Source organism: Haematobacter genomosp. 1 (assembly GCF_002196855.1).
Classification (GTDB): Bacteria; Pseudomonadota; Alphaproteobacteria; order Rhodobacterales; family Rhodobacteraceae; genus Haematobacter.
This window is the reverse complement of record NZ_NIPW01000016.1, coordinates 38574-54477: the sequence shown is the minus strand read 5'-3', so window position 1 is coordinate 54477 and position 15904 is coordinate 38574. Positions and strand designations below refer to the sequence as shown.

Here is a 15904-nt window from a genome sequence, read left to right as displayed (position 1 = left end):
CAGCCTTCGCGACACGACCGCTGTTCGTCACCGCGATGTTGCTGGAGAAGGAGGCGCGGAACTCGCCCGTCATCGTCACCTGATCGAAGGTCAGGTTCTGGGCGTCCCGGATCGTCACCGTCTCGAAACGCGCGCCCCCCGGCGTGGCGGAGGTGATGGTGACGGGGCTGTCATAGGGCAGGACATTCGGTCCGTATCTGCCTTTCAGGTTGAGCGCGCCGTAATCGCCATCCGCAAGGACGATGGTGTCGCCTCCCGCTGCCGACTTCAGGGCGGCAAGAAGCCCCTCGGTATCGGATACATGGATCGTGGCCATGGACTGTCTCCTTCGTTGAAGAAGACAGTCTGGGACCGAAATGAGGCTCCTTTGTGGCGGGAGCGATCTTGGACGAGATCAGTTCTGCCGGGCGGGGCTGGCGGTGGTCCGGGGCCGCATCGGCTTGCCGTTCAGCAGGAATTCAAGGAGCGGCGACGGCTTGATGACATGGCGGTGCAGCGCGAAGACGATCACATAGGTAATGGCCGCGACGACGAAGAAGGTCGAATAGGGACCGAGGCCGAGGGGGCGCAGCGCGAAGGCCACCGCATAGATGACCAGGAAGTGCATGATATAGACCGAATAGACATATCCTGCCGCCTTGGAGAGCCAGGTGGGACGATTCAGGAACCGCCGGAAGACGGCCATGAAGAGCGCCACCGCGGTCACGGTGCAGAAGGCCTTCGCCACGATCCGAACCACATCGCCCGCAGCGCCGGGCAGGCCGATCTTCAGCCCCGCGACCGCCACCAGGATGCCGAGCACGAGGGCCGGAATGCTTACCGACTGGAAGCGGTCCGACAGCGCCGGATAGGCGAAAAGGATCATCCCCGTTATGTAGAAGGGCCAGTAATACATGGTCGTGGGGCCGATCCATGCGAGAGGCGTTGCTTCGAGCAGCGGATCGAGGGCGACCTGATAGCCGACCCGGAGGGTCAGGCTGGTGGCTGCGATGGCAAGGGCGAGCAGCAGGATGACCGCCGTCGGCGGCAGCGATGCGAGCCGCGCGGCGATCCGTCCCCCCGGTTTCGAAAGACGCTGGCCAAGGGCGATGAGCGTGGGAGCCGTCGCCACGAAGAAGAAGAGGGTGAGCAGAAACCACAGATGCAGGTGCCAGACGCCCGGCCCCTTCAGATGCGCGCTTTCCGGGTTCAGGATGGCGGACAGCGGGACCGGGCCATTGTGATAGGTGGCCACGAGCCAGTTGGTGATCGGATTCAGCAAAACGAGGCCCGTTGCCAGAGGAACCAGAAGAGCAACCGACCGCCGCCGCAGGAAATCCCCCGCAGCATATCGCTGCAGCATCATTGCGGCGAAAAATCCTGAAACCAGGAAGAAAAGGCTCATCCGGAAATATCCCGATGTCACCGCGATCCAGCGCAGCCCTTCGGGCCGGTCGAGCGTCGTGACATGGACGAGAATGCCGTAGAGCATCGCGAAGGCACGCAAAGCGTCGAGGTAGTAGAGCCGGCCGGGGGAAGAGCTCATGTGACCTCCTGAGGAAATGCGGCGGCCGAAAATGGTTAATAATTTTCAACCACAGGTAGAATTCACTAAATCTCTAATAAGGTAAAGCGTAATCCCGCCCGCCCCCCGGTTCAAGCGGGACTTTGCCTGCGCCCCCTTTGCAGCTGCCATCGGCCGAGGAGCCAGCGCCGGAGGCTGACCATCCCCAGAAGGGAGGCCGCCACCAGGGCGACGAGCGGGATCTGCAGCCAGTTGAAGTTGCCGAACACCACGGGCACCGGCGGCAGCAGCCAGGTGTCGAGCGCCAGCGCCCCGAGGGCCAGCGCCCACCACAGGAACGGCCCCGTCAGCTTGCGAAGCGGCACCCGCAGCCAGCTGCGCAGGATCCACAGGGAAAGCGCCAGCCCCATCAGTTCGCCGATCACCGCCGTGACCACCACGAAGACGAGCCCGTAGCCATGGTCGAGCGCATACCACACGAAGGGAAACATCAGCACCCTTGGCAGGTTGCCGAGGAACATGTTCTTGGTCTCGCCCCGCGCCAATGCGACGACGGAAACGCCGGTCTTGGCCAGCCGGATGCCCTGAACCAGCGCCAGCCAGACGAGGATATCCAGCGCCTCGGCATATTTCGTCCCGAACAGCAGCAGCACCAGATCGTTGCCGAAGAGCGAGAAGCCGAGCACGACCAGCACACCCATCGCCATGCCGAGCTCGGTCGTGACATGGGCGAGGCTGATGAAGGCCTGTTCCTGATCCTGCACCGCGGAAAGCCGGGGCAGAAGCAGGCGCTGCACGCTCTGCATCAGGACGTTGCTGGCCGTCAGCGTCAGCATGAAGACGACGGAGAACTGGCCGAGCGCCTCGATGCCGAGCTGGTTGGCGATGATGACCCTGTCGCCCTGGAACACGATGAACAGCATCATCGCGGCAAGGAACAGCGGCCAGCCGAAGGACATGGCCCGCCGGAAAATGCCCCAGTCCCAGGCCAGCCGGTAGGGCCGGGTCGCCGTCGCATGGGAGATGACGCAGCGCAGCACCTGCTGGAACACCAGCGTCCAGAGGGCCATCCGATAATCCCCGAACAGATAGTACATCGGGAAGATGGCCAGCAGCGCCCCCAGTTCCGACCCAAGCATCACCCAGATGACGGGGCCGAAGCGGTAGGAGCGCTCCGCGCGCGCCATGTCGAGATGCCAGAACCCCTGGATCAGCGGCATGACCGCCATCACCTGAAAGCCCCAGCCGACCTCGGGCACGCCCATCAGGTCGGCAAGCGGCTGCGCGGTGAGGAACAGCAGCAGCGCCAGCAGGATGCCGCGGACCACCTGGACGGCCTGGAGGACCGCCTGCATCCGGGGCGTGTCGCCGTTCTTGTCCTGCACGAGCAGCCGGTCGAGACCGAGATAGCCGATCATCTCGATGAGCGCGAAGATCACCGCAAAGGTATTCGCCGTCCCGTAATCCGAGACGGTCAGCATCCGCGCAAGGGCGATGTTACGCAGGAACTTGAGCACGGCGATGCCCATGTTGCTGCCCAGAACGGCAATGGCGGAGCGGATCATCGACGTTTGGCGCTCGCCTCGGTGAGCAGGTCGCGCAGCGTCGCCTCATAGACCTTGAGGCGGGCATCGGCATTGCCGAAGGCCGCGGCCACTTCGCCGGCAAGCGCCTCGCGGCCCTCATATCCCTCGCGGATCCGGGCCAGCACGGTTTCGTTGTCGAGCGCCTTGAGATCGACCGTCCGGTCGTAGCCCAGCGTGCCGAACAGGCCCGCGAACTTCCGGCTGTAGGCCATGGGGATCACGGGCACGCCGCTGGAGAAGGCGGCGATGGTGGCATGCATCCGGGCGCCCATGAAGAAATCGAGCCCGGAGATGTAGCTTTTCGCCTCCGAGGGGCTGCGGAATTCCGGGGCCAGGATGAGCTCTGGAAATTCGGCGGCGATTTCCCGGTTCGTATGGGCGTCATCCTCGGCCGAGCGGTCTCCCGGCAGGACATGGGCCACGAGATGCAATTCCACCTCCGGCCGGGCCTGGAAATCGGTGATGATGCTGCGGATGAGCGCGGGATAGTCCACCGTCAGGCCGAACATGTTCTTGCCCGTGTAGCCGCCACGCATGAGCAGGCCGGAGACGTTCAACCCGACCTTCACCTTGCCGCCCGGCGCCCGTTCGGGCCGGGTATAGGGCAGGCGCATGGCGACGTCGGTTGCCTCGCCGATCGTGCCCTTGAACCCCGCCTCGCGCAGGAAGTCGGTCGAGAGCTTGTCGCGGGTGAAGACTGCGCGCGACTGGCGGACCGAGGCCATGGCGAAGTCGCGCGTGCGCCCCGGTTCGAACGGGCCCATGGTCTGCGGGCTGAGCACGAGGGGCTTGCGCGCCGCATGGATGACGAATTTGGAGGTCAGCATCCGCCGGATCCGGCCGGGGCCGTAGATGTCGGCGAAGCTGTCGCCCGCCCCGATATCGAGGATGAAGTCGCATTTCATCACGCGTGCGAGCAGGCGGTCCGGCCGCACGAGATCCACGGTCCGCATCCCGAAGAGCTCGACATTGTCGCCCTGGATGTAATGCGGGAAATTGTCCTTCGCGGTCATGATGATGTAGCGGACCGACAGGCCGAGGTCGCGGGCCAGGCTGTCGACGATATGCATCTGCGAGACGGTCAGCGCGCCGACGCCGAGGTTCGGGGAGTTGGACGAATGCCAAATCAGTCCAACCGTAATGTTCTTCTTCACTGTTGTCCTTTCCGCGCCGGGGGGAACGCAGCCTTGTTTTTATGGGGTATGGGGGAAGAGGGACCGGTTATTTCAGGGCACGTGGTTCCCGGCGGACACTTGCCGGGGTGCTGGCAGCCGCCCCGAAGGCGTCCGGCTGCGGTTTCGGCTGTGGAGGCGGGGCCGAACGGCGCAGGTCGAGCGCAGGTTTCTCGACGAACTTCCATGACAGGACGGCGCAGACCAGCGTGATCGGCAGAGCGATGGCGATGTTGACGAAGGGATCCCGGACCCCCCAGTGCGCCACCACCTGCTGGATGGGGAAGGCATAGATATATGTGCCGTAGGAATAGTCCCCGAGCAGGTTGTACTCCCGCAGCCGCCCGAGATTCAGGTGGCCGATATAGAAGGTGCAGTAGATGAGCGCCGGAATGAAGACGACGTTGAACCAGGGGGTGAACCGGGCCAGCACGGAAAGCAGGATAGCCGCCACGCAGATCAGCCAGTGCAGCGGTATCTGCTTCTGCCAGAGGCGAAAGGCCATGCCGATGGCGAAGGGATAGCCGAGCTCTGCCAGCCGCATGAGCCGCGGGTGATACCATTCGGGCGGCGGAAAGGCGTGTATCAGGAAAAGTCCCGTGACCAGCAGGAGCAGAAAGTCGCGCCGCAAAAGCCCCACGATGCCAAGGGCGAGAACGCCCATGTAGCACAGGAATTCGTAAAACAGCGTCCAGAGGGAGCCGTTGACCGCCGGCCCGAAGGGATTGTCCTCGAACACGCCGGGCAGCGGCTGCATCGGCAGGGCGAGGCTCAGGGTGCGCAGCACGTATTTCACCGCCGCGGGCCAGTACTGCGACGCGGGAGCGGTGGTGAGCGCGACCCCGGCGACAATCACGGTCAAGACCGCCACCACCGCGAGAGCCGGGAACAGCCGCAGAAGCCGGGCCTGAATGAACACCATCCGGTCGCCCCGGCTGTTCTGAAAGCTCGCCGTGATGAAATAGCCCGACAGGCCGAAGAAGATCGCCACGGCTATGGAGCCGAGCGATATCGTCCCCAGAACATGTTCCAGCGGCGCCGCGGCCTGCGGCCCGAGGCTCAGCGGCCAGGCATGCGAGACGAGGACAGCCGTGGCCGCGATCATGCGGATCAGGTTGAAGTTGTTGTTCCGACCCCTCAGGGCCCCGTCGGCGAGAGTGATGTGCTGCATGCTCCCAATGCTCCCGGCTTGGCCCCGAGGGGCGGGCCGCGCTTTCGCGATGCCTTGAGAGCAGGAGTATCCACGCATCTTGCCGGACACTCAATCCGCAATCACCTTTTCCGCCGCATTGCAGCATCACAATCTTTGCGCAGATAGCAAACGGTGCAGTGCCGGGCCGGGAGGGCATGCGGGAGTGACCTGCGGGTTGCGGGTAAAGAGGGCGGGTTAATATTCTTTGAGTTGTGCCGTCCAACCGCTCTCAACCCTGTTGCATATTCAGAAAGGTGTACTAAGAATAGCAATAATCGCTATAGTTGCAAAACACTCTCTTAAAGCTATCGGAGATTGCACTGATGACCGATATTACCCCCAGTATCCTCGATGTGCCCTCCCAACCTGCCAAGGTGCGGCGGCGCGGCCTGAACAAGCTTTCCGGCCTGCGCAATGTTCTCGTGGGCCTGCGTCGCGCCTGGCTGGCGCGGATGTGGGGCATGGACCTTCACCCGACCGTGCAGATGTCGCTCTCCGCAAAGCTCGACCGGACTTTCCCGATCGGCGTCCATGTCGGGGAATATTCCTATCTCGCCTTCGAAAGCCGTATCCTGACCCATGACCGGACGCGGGGGCTTTACCTGCATACCCGCATCGGGCGGAACTGCTTCATCGGCGGGCGGAGCATGATCATGCCGGGGGTGGAGATCGGCGACAACTGCGTGGTGGGCGCCGGATCGGTGGTGACGAAATCGATCCCCGCCAATTCCGTCGTGGCCGGCAACCCGGCCCGCATTCTCCATTCCAACATCGACGTCGGTCCCTATGGCCGCTTCAGCACGGCGGATGCGATGGAAGATGCGCTTGCCCGGAGCGGCCAGGCCTGATGGGCCAAGCCTGATGGTGAGCAGTCCGGCCATGGGAAAAGCCTGAACACGCCTGCTGCCGGTCACGCTCTTCGCCCCGGCCTGGCCCATCCGGGGCAAGATGCTGGTCGCCGCGGGCTTTGCCGCGGCGGGCACATGGCTCTTCCTCCGGCTGCTCCCCTGGAGGGGCGGGAGGCCCCGGGGGGCTCCGGCCGCCGCGTGATCAGTAGCCGCGCAGCCAGTCTCCGCGGCTTTGCCACATCTCGTCCCACATGCTCTTGCGGCTCCGGGATTTCTCGCTGGGGCGGAGCTTGTTCATGACCGTGGCCGCCAGAAGCCGCTGTGCGGTCGAGAACCAGAAAAGCCCCAGACCAAGCGGAACCTGCCAGCGGGGCCAGTGATCCCGCATCAGCGTGACCCGTGCCTTGGTAAGCGGAATGCGCTTCCGCGCGAGGCTGTTGGACGCCGCGCCGACGATATGCATGATCTCCGAATCCGGCGTGACCATCGGCTGGTAGCCCATCGCCCGCGCCCGGGCGCAGAGATCGGCCTCCTCGCCATACATGAAATAACGCAGGTCGAAGCCGCCGAGCTTGTTCCAGAGTTCGCGCCGAATCATCAGCAGGCAGCCGACGACGATGTCCACCTCGCGCACGCTGTCGCGTTTCCAGTCTGGCATGGCCTCGGGATTGAACAGGCTGGATTTCGGGAAGGCGGCGGTCAGCCCGACCGAGGCGCAGAACAGCGACCAGAGCGTCATGCGCCGCCAGCAGGAGGCGATGTTGAGCCGCCCGTCGGGGAAGACGGTGCGCCCACCGGTGATCCCGGCTTCGGGATGCGCGCGGGAGAAATCCATCAGGTTGTCGATCGCCCCCGGATGGCATTCCGTGTCGGGGTTCAGCAGCAGCAGCCATTCGGTGCCGGCATCGGCCGCCACCACGTTGTTCGCGCGTGCGAAGCCCAGGTTGTCGGTCGAGGCGATCAGCTCGACCTGCGGGAATTCGGCTGCGATCGCCTCGACCGACCCGTCCTTCGAATCGTTGTCGTAGACCACCGTGTGGAAGCGGGTCCGTTTCGTCGTCTCGTAGAGCGTGCGGAGGGCGGCCAGCGTCAGGTCACGGGTATTGTAGCTGACCATGATGACGGTGAGTTCGGCAGGCAGCGTCCCCGTATCCGGTCCCTCGCCCGCGTTGGACGGCGTGGCGGATGTCGCGTTGGAGGCCGCGGGGGTCTGGGTCAGCTGGTTCAACCTGCCTTTTCCTTCTTTCGGAACAGCGACCGGAAGCCGGACCTGTCGCCAGAGATCGCGCTGCGATGCAGCATCACGAATTCCGGGAGGGATTTCAAGGCCGTCCCGGCGGTGGTCCCGCACATCCTGCCGGAGCGGGCGGGCAAAGGGCAAGTCTCCGCGTGGCGGAGGGAATGTCAGGACGCCCGCTTGCCACGCCCCTTGAGTGTGCGGCGCAGCGTGCCGAGGAAGTTCTTCAGGTTGCGCGAGGCGGGGTTCTGCCGGGCGGCCTGCCACAGCAGCAGGCCGCGGTAGTCGGGAACCGGGCGCAGGCACAGGCGCAGCGCCGCCAGCCGGGCAAGGAGCGCGCGCCGGCGTTCGCGCTGCCCGGGCTGGATCCCGGCGAGCGTGCTCACATCGAAGGGCCCCGCCTCGACATGGCCGCTTTTCACCGCCGCCTCGACGATTTCGCGCCCGAAGGCATTGCGCGCCACGATCAGGCTGGTGCCAGAGCCTTCGGTGAACAGCGGATAGCCGCGCTCGTCGCTTTCCCAGGCATCGGCGCAGACGATGTCGGCGGCGATCCCGGTGCCGTCGGCGCAGATCTTGCAGCGGTGCTGAACATGCTTGGAAAGCACCTTCCCCCAGCTGTCATGATAGCTCATCTTGCGTTCGGTTCCGTCGCGCAGCACCGCCGTCGCGAAGCCCGGCCAGCCGTTGCCGCGGTAGCGGAAACCCACGACCTCCGCGGGGTCGGCATCAAGCGCCTTCAGCACCGCCCGCCCGCCCGTCTGCGAGGGCACGCCCGCGCAGAAGAAGGACAGGATCACCGGAAAGCTCGCGCGGACGCGGGGATCGGCCTCCTGCCAGGCGCGCATCGCCACCGCGTCGCAGGGCTTGCCCACGAAGGCGTAGCGCTTGCCGTTCTCCAGGAACCGGTTCAGCCCGGCGAGCGGCGCGGAGGGCGCGTAGCGCGACCCGGCCGCCGCCTGCACCTCGGCCTCGGTGACGGAGATGGTGGCGATATTGCCGATCGGCTGTTCCGGATCGGCCGTGGTCTGCACCACCGCGTCGATCTGGCCCGTCTCCAGCAGATGCACGAGCACCGCCGAAAGCACTCCGCCCGAGGAGCCGGAGAAGCGCAGCGCCTCGTCCCGGGCATGACCGATCTGCATCGTGTCATAGGGGCCCCAGAGCGGATCATCGGTGCGGCCCGCCGCCTCCACCCGTTCGCCAAGGCCGGGGCAGGCGCGCGCGATCATCGCATCCTGTCCCGCACTGACCGGCCCCTGCTGAACCGGGCGCAGCCAGCCGGGGGGGGTCATGCGCATGGTGACGGAGCCGGGCGCGATCGCGGCGCAGGCGCCGCAGCCGGCACAGAGATCGCCCTTGCGGACGCGGGCAAGGCTCGCGGCTTCCGCGAATGCGGCGGGCGGGGGGGCGCCCACAGGGTCCATCTTCATGATCCGCATTCCTCAGCCATGGTGCTGCTACGTCTTGCTTAATACGTGAATCGCCTCAGGGGAAGTCCGTGAGACAGTTTCGTGCTGCATTGCGGCATTACGATCCGGGATCTGTCTATTCCATGAGCATGTTTCCGCAAAACAGGCAGGCTCGAACGGGAACTGCGATGGCGCGTCCTGTCGAGCATGATAAGGCAGGCAGGACTGCCGTTTCTACAATCAGGACGGGATTCATAATACGGTAGGGTTTCGGCAGCAGACTGGCGGCCTGACGGACATCCGGTCCGAAATCGCTCCGGAAATCGTTCCGGCGCAGCATGACATCCGGAGGCACGGTGACAGCAGACGGGATCAGCGGGACAGCAGAATGAGCGACGGGACTACATCTCCTCAGGCCCCTTCGGGAAGCAACGCCTATCGCGCAGCGCTCCGCAGATTGCGGGGCACCTTTCTGATGACGGGCTTCTTCAGCGCGGTGATCAACATCCTGATGCTGACGGGGCCGCTCTACATGCTTCAGGTCTATGACCGGGTGCTGGGTTCGGGATCGATCGCGACGCTGCAGGGGCTCTTCCTGATCGTGGTGATCCTCTACGCCTTCATGGGGCTTTACGAATTCCTCCGTTCGCGGCTGCTCGGCCGGGCGGCGATCCGGCTCGATCAGGAGGTGGGACCGACCGCCTTCCGCGCCTGGCTCCGTTCGGGCGGGCAGCAGGCCACACGGAAACCGGGCGCATCGCCCCTGCCGCTGGCCGATCTGGGTACGGTTCGCGGGTTTCTCTCCTCACCCGCGATGGGGTCGATCTTCGATGTGCCGTGGATCCCGCTCTATCTCGGCCTGCTGTTTCTCATCCATCCCTGGCTCGGCTGGCTGACGCTGGCGGGGGCGGCCATCGTGGCGCTGGTGGCGGTGCTGGGCCGGCGCCTGACCCGCGCCCCGCAGGAGGCTTCTGCCGTGATAGAGGGGGAGGCGCGCGCTTTCTCCGAACAGGGCAGGCGCAATGCCGAGCTGATCGAGGCGATGGGCATGGAGCGCGGCGTGACGGAGCGCTGGCAGCAGGACCATGCCCGTGCGCTGGCGACGGGCCAGGGGGCGAGCAATGTGTCGGAGGTGACGGGCGCCTTCTCCAAATCCTTCCGCATGCTGCTGCAGTCGGCCATGCTGACGGTGGGGGCGCTGCTTGTCCTGCGCCATGAGATGACGGCGGGGATGATCATCGCCACCTCCATCCTCTCGGGGCGGGCGCTGGCGCCGGTGGACCAGATCATCGCCCAGTGGCGGATCATCGGGGCGGCGAGCCTTGCCCACAAGCGGCTCATCGCCTTCTTCGAAAAAGCGCCGCAGGAGCCGCGTCCCATCGGCCTTCCGCAGCCCACCGGCAAGGTGGTGGCGAACCGGCTGACATGCCTCGGCCCCGTGCCTGGCGCGGGGGGGGAGCGGCCGCGGATGCTGAACCAGGTCAGCTTCGCGCTGGAGCCGGGCGACGGGCTGGGCGTCATCGGCAATTCCGCGGCCGGCAAATCCACCCTCGCACGGCTGATCGTCGGTGCCTGGAAACCCGATGGCGGCGATATCCGCTTTGACGGTGCGACCCGCGACCAATGGGATTCGGAGGTTCTGGGACGCGCGGTCGGCTACCTGCCGCAGACGGTGGAACTGCTTCCCGGAACCATCCGCGACAACATCACCCGCTTTGACCCGGCGGCCCGGGACAACGACATGATCGCGGCCGCCAGGCTGGCCGGTGTGCATGACATGATCCTCGCGCTGCCCGAAGGATATGGCACGAAGGTGGGCATCCCCGGCCAGCCGCTTTCCGGCGGCCAGGTGCAGCGGCTCGGCCTCGCACGGGCGGTGTTCGGCGGGCCGCGGCTCATCGTTCTGGACGAGCCGAATTCCAACCTCGACGCGGCGGGAGAGGCGGCGCTTGCCCAGGCGATCCATGCCCTCCGCGCCGGCGGCGCCACGGTGATCCTGATGACCCATCGTACCAGCGCGCTGGCCGAGGTGAACAAGATCATGCTGCTGTCCGCCGGCAATGTCGTGAAGTTCGGTGACCGGGACGAGGTGCTGCGTGGCCTGTTGCTGCGCCCGGTTCCCGACACCGGGACTGGCGGCAACACCCAGATGCCCGGCATCACCGCGGGAGGCCAGCAATGACCATGACACCGATGCTCCCCGGTTCCGTGCCGGTCCATGCCGCATCCGATCCTGTCCGGCCCGAAACCGGTCTGCGCCTGACAGGCCGCGTCGGCGTGGTGGCGGCGGTGGCGCTGCTCGCCGTCTTTGGCTTCTGGGCCTATGCGACGGAGATCGACAGCGCGGTGGCCACGCAGGGCCAGGTCGTGGTGCGCGGCAAGCCCAAGACGGTGCAGAGCCTCGACGGCGGGGTGGTGGAGGAGATCCTCGTCCACAACGGTGACCGGGTGGAGGAGGGGCAGCTGCTCATGCGGCTCGATCCGACGCTGATCCGGGTGAATCTCGACATCGCCCGGACCCGGCTCGCCGAGGCCTCCGCCCGCAAGGCGCGGCTGGAGGCGGAGGATCGGGGCCTTGCCGCGCCGGTCTTCACCTATCCCCCCCTGCCCTTCGAGCGGCCGCCCATGGCGGAGCCGGAGGCAGGCCAGATGCGGGTCTTCGAGGCCCGCCAGCATCTCAATACCGGCCGGCGGGCGCAGCTTGGCGAGAAGCTCGAACAGTTCCGCCGCCAGATCGACGGGCTGGAGGCCTCCATTACCGCCAAGGCCGAGCAGCTTGGCTATATCGAGCAGGAACTGGCCAACAGCCGGAAGCTCTTCGATCAGGGCCTGATGCGCGAGCCGCAGATCCTGCAGCTTCAGCGCGCCCGCGCCGAGATGAAGGGCACGCTGGCCGAGGCGGAGGCCGACCGTCCCCGCGTCGGCAATGCCATGCAGGATGCGATCATCGAGGTGGATCAGGCCGAGCGGCAGTTCCGCGAGGACGTGGTGACCGATCTGCGCAGCACCCAGACCGAGATCGAGGAATCCACGATCCAGATCGTCACCCTGTCGCGCCAGCTGGAACGGGTCGACATCCGCGCGCCCTCGACCGGCATCGTGCACGAGATGCAGGTGACCACGCTGGGCGGTGTCGTGCCGCCGAACGGCACGATCCTGCAGGTGATCCCGGTGGATGACGGGGTGGAGCTCGAACTGATGCTGGAGCCGCGCGAGATCGACCGGGTGCATCCCGGCCAGAAGGCGGAGGTGCTCTTCACCGCCTTCGACCATCGCGCCACACCCCGGCTGGAGGCGCATGTCACCCAGATTTCCCCCACCGTCGTTTCCACCGGGACGCAGGGCGGAACGGAGCGCAACTTCTATCGCCTGGGGCTGGAACTGGAGCCGGGGCAACTGGAGCGGCTGAACGAGAAAAGCTCGGCCATCGTGCCCGGGATGCCGATCGAGGCCTTCCTCGAGACAGGGGAGCATACGGTGATGAGCTATCTCGTCCAGCCGCTGGTCAGCCAGATCATGCACGCCTTCCGGGAACGCTGAACCTTCCTCGCCCGGGTCCTCGGCGTCGCTCCCCGCCCGCCGCTCGCCCGCCCTGCGTGTCGTGTCGTGGAGCGGGAGCGGGCTGCCTGCAGGCGGTGCGCAGGCCCTGTGAAGCCGGGCGGGCGGGGGCAGGAGCAGAGGGCTGCAAGGGGCGCCCTGCCGCTCCCGCCAGAACCTCAGCCCGAGCGCGACAGGGTCGGCTTGTTTCTCTCCGGTCCCGGCTCCCGTCCCTGTTCTGCAGCAGGCTGGCGGCGAAGGGGCAGGCTTTCCCCGCGTGCATTGGACGCCTCCGCCCGCGCGCTCACGACGGGCTGCTCCGGCCGCTGCCGCATCGCGCCGATGGCTTCCGGCCCGAACCGGGAGAAGACCGGCCCGCGCCGCACGGGTTCGGCGGCTTTCTCGGTCGGGGTTTCTTCCTCCGGCCGGTAGCAATTGGCCAGCGCCGCGCCGAAGCCGATGAAGAAGGAGAAAAGCGGTTGCAGCTTGCCGAAGAAGGCCACCGTTGCCCCGGTGAGCAGGAGCGCCATGATCGCCATTCCCCAGCCGTTCCGCAGCCGGACGACCAGTTCGTTCTTGTTCCCGAGACGACAGGCGGCCAGCCAGATGAGCAGCAGGGCGAGGAACAGGAATACCAGGGCCGGGATCCCTGACCGCATCATGATGAGCAGCCAGTAGTTGTCGACGCTCGCCCCCAGCCAGTTCGGACGCGAATAGGTTATGGGATCGAACCCGAAGAACGGGTGGCGCATGACGTCATCGATACCGAATTGCCAGATCGCACGCCGGTTCCAGGCTGTTGCGGGGTTCAGCGAGATCATGGTGATGATGCCGAGCACGCCGCGCCCGGTAAAGGTATCCAGCATCAGGAGCACGACCCCGATCGAACTGCTGACGACCAGGAGCCGGTTCTTGACGGTCCGCGTGAACCGCTCGATCATCAGCAGCCAGATCTGCAGCGTAAAGATCATCAGGGGGGCCGAGGAGGCGGAGAAGAAGGTGGCGACGCCGATGAGCGGCGCTCTCCACGTCCTTTGTTCCGGCGTGCTCGCGAACCAGACCATCGTCAGCGTCGACGCACAGAACACCCCGTAGAGGATTTCGTGTTCGAAGAAGGACTTGGCCCGGAAGATCCCCATGCGCGTCTCATGGTTCAGCGGGTAGTAGTTCCCCGTCATGGCGCGCGCGATCTCATGGGCGATCGGTTTGCCCGTCAGCCCTTCCGGGATCGCGAAGGCGGCTGATATGACCACCATGACGAACAGGACGTTGATGGTTGCCTTCAGTTGCCCCGGAGTGCGCAGGTAGACGCGCGCGACCAGATAGACCACAAGGAATTCAAGCAGATAGAAGCCGGAAGACTGGATGCCGCTCGCCGTGCCGTAAAGAAGGATAAGCGCGGCCGCTGTCCAGAAGGCATGGGCGACGATAAGCCAGTCATAGGGCTTCATCTTGAGCGACGGCAGTTTCGGCAGGATGACGAGGGTCATGACGATCATGCAGAGTTTCGACGTGGTCAGGAACATCCCTGCCATGCGGAAACTGAACTCGATCGGCACCATGATGACGCAGATGAGCATCACGACGATGGGCCAGGGGGCCCGCTCCTTCGTCGCTCCGATGGCCTGATCGCCCGCCGTCCGCGCCGTCATATCGTTCCGCCTCCTGCCTGGCGCAGCATCCAGACCATACGTTGCAGCCGCAGGCGGAACAGCGTGCCCGCGGCCCGGATCCGCTCACCCGGCCCGGTGAGCTGGGTACTGGTCATCACCTTGGGAAGGTGGGCGACAGCACTGGCCGGCATGGCCAGCGCCTTTACCGCCCATTTGGCGTGTGACCCGGCCCCTTCGAATTCATAGGCCTCGCGCGTCATCCGGTTCCACTTCTTGCGAAGCGCCGCCCAGTCGGAGCGCGAGGGATGCGACACGCGCAGCTCCGGCGCGGCGCCAAGACGCCAGCCCTTGGATGTCGCCCGACGGCACCATTCGAGATCCTCGGACAGCCCGTTTCTGAGCGGCCCGGTGTGGAGAAAGACCTCCCGCCGCGTGACGAGATTGGCCGTTACCGAAAAGCCCTTCTTCTCGATATAGCCCTTCCAGTCGAAGGCGAAGACCGCTTCGAAGGCTTCCGCACCCGTACGGGGAGGCGGGGTTTCGTCGAAAATGTCGATGCGCCCGCCGAAGAGGTCGCCGTCCTGCCGTCCGCCGGTGGCCCGCGCCTGCGCGATCCAGTCGTCCGCGGGCAGGCAGTCGGCATCGAGAAAGGCCAGCACCGGCGCGGTCGTTTCCTTCACTCCGCGGTTGCGGGCGGGGCCTGCTCCCTTTTCGGCCTCGGTCACGAAGCGGGCGAAGGGAAAGGCCTCTGCGATGGGGGCCAGCGGCTCGGTGGAACCGTTGTCCACGACCACCACCTCCACCCCCCTCAGATCCTGAGAAGCGAGTGCGGACAGGCAGCGCCGCAGGCGGGTGGTGTCGTTGTAATGGGGAATGATGACCGCCAGATCGGGAGCGGCGGTGCCGGGAGCCATCCCGCCGCCGCCCGCTGCCGGCTCAGTAGCCTGAATAGTCGTAGGAATAGTCATCGCTCGTGATCCGGCATTTGTTCAGCACCACGCCCATGACCTGTGTAAGCTCCGACACCTGGCGTTCGGCGGTGTCGATCTGGGACATCGGGGTTTCCTCGGCTGCGACCACGATCAGCGCACAGTCGACATTGCGCAGGAAGCCGATGGAATCGTCCCCCGTGAACAAGGGCGGAAGGTCGAAGATGGTGAAGTTCGGCTTGTACTGCGCCTCGATCTCCGCAAGCGCGGTCTTGGTGCGCTGGCTCTGCAGGAGTTCGGCCGGATGGCGCACCGTCTGGCCGTTCAGCCCGAAGGCCACATTGTCGCCATAGCGCAGCGCGTGTTCCGAAAACGGCACCCGCCCTTCGATCACATCTTCCATCGTGTGGCTGACCTTCTGATCCAGAGCATGGGCCAGGGTCACGCGCCGAAGGTCGAAGTCGATGACAAGACTGCGGTAATCGCTCTGCCGGGCAAGGCTGAAGGCGAGATTGGCCACGGTCGTCGTCTTTCCTGCGGCGGCCCCGGCCGAGATGACGGCGATTCGCCGCCAGCCATGGGTTTCGGCCTGCTGGACGAGCCGCGTGCGCAGGATGTCATAGGCCGCCCCGGGCCCGCCGGGATGCAGGGCGATGAGATCGCCCTGTTTCGAATAGGCCGGCCGCGACGTGTCGAGCGGCCGCAGGGCGGCCCAGGCCGCATCGACCCCATTGCCCTCCATGGCGCTCCCCACCGCGGAAGCCGTGCCCTGCTGCTGCATGGGCGGCGGCGGAGTGTACTCCGGCCGTGTATCCTCCCGCTGGGCCCGGGCCTTTTCGATCGCTGCCTGCAAGCGTTCCATCAGAATGTCTCC

The 15904-nt window shown here is 65.7% G+C and carries 13 protein-coding genes; 3 read left to right on the top strand and 10 right to left on the bottom strand.

Annotated features, from left to right (window positions below):
* From CDV49_RS10835 to CDV49_RS10815, 5 genes are all read right to left on the bottom strand, one after another.
* A partial coding sequence (locus tag CDV49_RS10835) for a hypothetical protein (RefSeq protein WP_373447799.1) occupies positions 1-316 on the bottom strand: 316 nt, incomplete at its 3' end.
* A 78-nt stretch (positions 317-394) separates the two neighbouring features.
* On the bottom strand, positions 395-1525 hold the full coding sequence (locus CDV49_RS10830; protein ID WP_088215548.1) for an acyltransferase family protein: 1131 nt from the start codon (positions 1523-1525) through the stop codon (positions 395-397).
* Positions 1526-1635: 110 nt separating this feature from the next.
* Entirely contained in the window at positions 1636-3069 is a 1434-nt protein-coding gene (locus CDV49_RS10825; RefSeq protein WP_088215547.1) for an oligosaccharide flippase family protein, read from the bottom strand.
* Positions 3066-4244: a polysaccharide pyruvyl transferase family protein gene (locus CDV49_RS10820; protein WP_051911331.1), complete on the bottom strand. Its 1179-nt coding sequence runs from the start codon at positions 4242-4244 to the stop codon at positions 3066-3068. The genes CDV49_RS10825 and CDV49_RS10820 overlap by 4 nt, the downstream gene beginning before the upstream one ends.
* Positions 4245-4311: 67 nt before the next feature.
* Positions 4312-5433, bottom strand: a complete 1122-nt coding sequence (locus CDV49_RS10815; RefSeq protein WP_179209179.1) for an acyltransferase family protein — start codon at positions 5431-5433, stop codon at positions 4312-4314.
* A gap of 344 nt (positions 5434-5777) precedes the next feature.
* Between CDV49_RS10815 and CDV49_RS10810 the strand changes: the two genes are divergently transcribed.
* On the top strand, positions 5778-6302 hold the full coding sequence (locus CDV49_RS10810; RefSeq protein WP_088215545.1) for an acyltransferase: 525 nt from the start codon (positions 5778-5780) through the stop codon (positions 6300-6302).
* A gap of 202 nt (positions 6303-6504) precedes the next feature.
* On the opposite strand, the gene CDV49_RS10805 is transcribed toward CDV49_RS10810, so the two are convergent.
* Entirely contained in the window at positions 6505-7530 is a 1026-nt protein-coding gene (locus CDV49_RS10805) for a glycosyltransferase family 2 protein (protein ID WP_242685138.1), read from the bottom strand.
* 176 nt (positions 7531-7706) lie between these two features.
* Complete coding sequence (locus CDV49_RS10800) at positions 7707-8972, bottom strand: Coenzyme F420 hydrogenase/dehydrogenase, beta subunit C-terminal domain (protein WP_256947314.1); 1266 nt, start codon at positions 8970-8972, stop codon at positions 7707-7709.
* Between the two features lie 367 nt (positions 8973-9339).
* Here CDV49_RS10800 and CDV49_RS10795 point away from each other — a divergent pair, with 367 nt between their 5' ends.
* Complete coding sequence (locus CDV49_RS10795) at positions 9340-11133, top strand: type I secretion system permease/ATPase (protein WP_088215543.1); 1794 nt, start codon at positions 9340-9342, stop codon at positions 11131-11133.
* Entirely contained in the window at positions 11130-12491 is a 1362-nt protein-coding gene (locus tag CDV49_RS10790; RefSeq protein ID WP_088215542.1) for an HlyD family type I secretion periplasmic adaptor subunit, read from the top strand. The genes CDV49_RS10795 and CDV49_RS10790 overlap by 4 nt, the downstream gene beginning before the upstream one ends.
* A gap of 176 nt (positions 12492-12667) precedes the next feature.
* Here CDV49_RS10790 and CDV49_RS10785 read toward each other — a convergent pair whose 3' ends face one another.
* From CDV49_RS10785 to CDV49_RS10775, 3 genes are read right to left on the bottom strand one after another with little or no spacing between them, the layout of a single operon-like run.
* Positions 12668-14140 carry a hypothetical protein gene (locus CDV49_RS10785; protein ID WP_035713561.1) on the bottom strand — a complete coding sequence of 491 codons (1473 nt, stop codon included), beginning with the start codon at positions 14138-14140 and terminating at the stop codon, positions 12668-12670.
* Complete coding sequence (locus tag CDV49_RS10780) at positions 14137-15069, bottom strand: glycosyltransferase family 2 protein (protein WP_248700108.1); 933 nt, start codon at positions 15067-15069, stop codon at positions 14137-14139. Before CDV49_RS10780 ends, CDV49_RS10785 begins: the two co-directional genes overlap by 4 nt.
* Positions 15038-15892 (bottom strand): CpsD/CapB family tyrosine-protein kinase, encoded by an 855-nt coding sequence (locus CDV49_RS10775; RefSeq protein ID WP_088215541.1) that lies wholly within the window; start codon positions 15890-15892, stop codon positions 15038-15040. Before CDV49_RS10775 ends, CDV49_RS10780 begins: the two co-directional genes overlap by 32 nt.
* Positions 15893-15904 lie beyond the last annotated feature (12 nt).

Excerpts from the sequence above, each read along its gene's own strand:
- CDV49_RS10830 (WP_088215548.1), bottom strand. The coding sequence starts at position 1,525 with ATGAGCTCTTCCCCCGGCCGGCTCTACTACCTCGACGCTTTGCGTGCC.
- CDV49_RS10825 (WP_088215547.1), bottom strand. The coding sequence starts at position 3,069 with ATGATCCGCTCCGCCATTGCCGTTCTGGGCAGCAACATGGGCATCGCC.
- CDV49_RS10815 (WP_179209179.1), bottom strand. The coding sequence starts at position 5,433 with ATGCAGCACATCACTCTCGCCGACGGGGCCCTGAGGGGTCGGAACAAC.
- CDV49_RS10810 (WP_088215545.1), top strand. The coding sequence starts at position 5,778 with ATGACCGATATTACCCCCAGTATCCTCGATGTGCCCTCCCAACCTGCC.
- CDV49_RS10800 (WP_256947314.1), bottom strand. The coding sequence starts at position 8,972 with ATGAAGATGGACCCTGTGGGCGCCCCCCCGCCCGCCGCATTCGCGGAA.
- CDV49_RS10795 (WP_088215543.1), top strand. The coding sequence starts at position 9,340 with ATGAGCGACGGGACTACATCTCCTCAGGCCCCTTCGGGAAGCAACGCC.
- CDV49_RS10790 (WP_088215542.1), top strand. The coding sequence starts at position 11,130 with ATGACCATGACACCGATGCTCCCCGGTTCCGTGCCGGTCCATGCCGCA.
- CDV49_RS10785 (WP_035713561.1), bottom strand. The coding sequence starts at position 14,140 with ATGACGGCGCGGACGGCGGGCGATCAGGCCATCGGAGCGACGAAGGAG.
- CDV49_RS10780 (WP_248700108.1), bottom strand. The coding sequence starts at position 15,069 with ATGACTATTCCTACGACTATTCAGGCTACTGAGCCGGCAGCGGGCGGC.
- CDV49_RS10775 (WP_088215541.1), bottom strand. The coding sequence starts at position 15,892 with ATGGAACGCTTGCAGGCAGCGATCGAAAAGGCCCGGGCCCAGCGGGAG.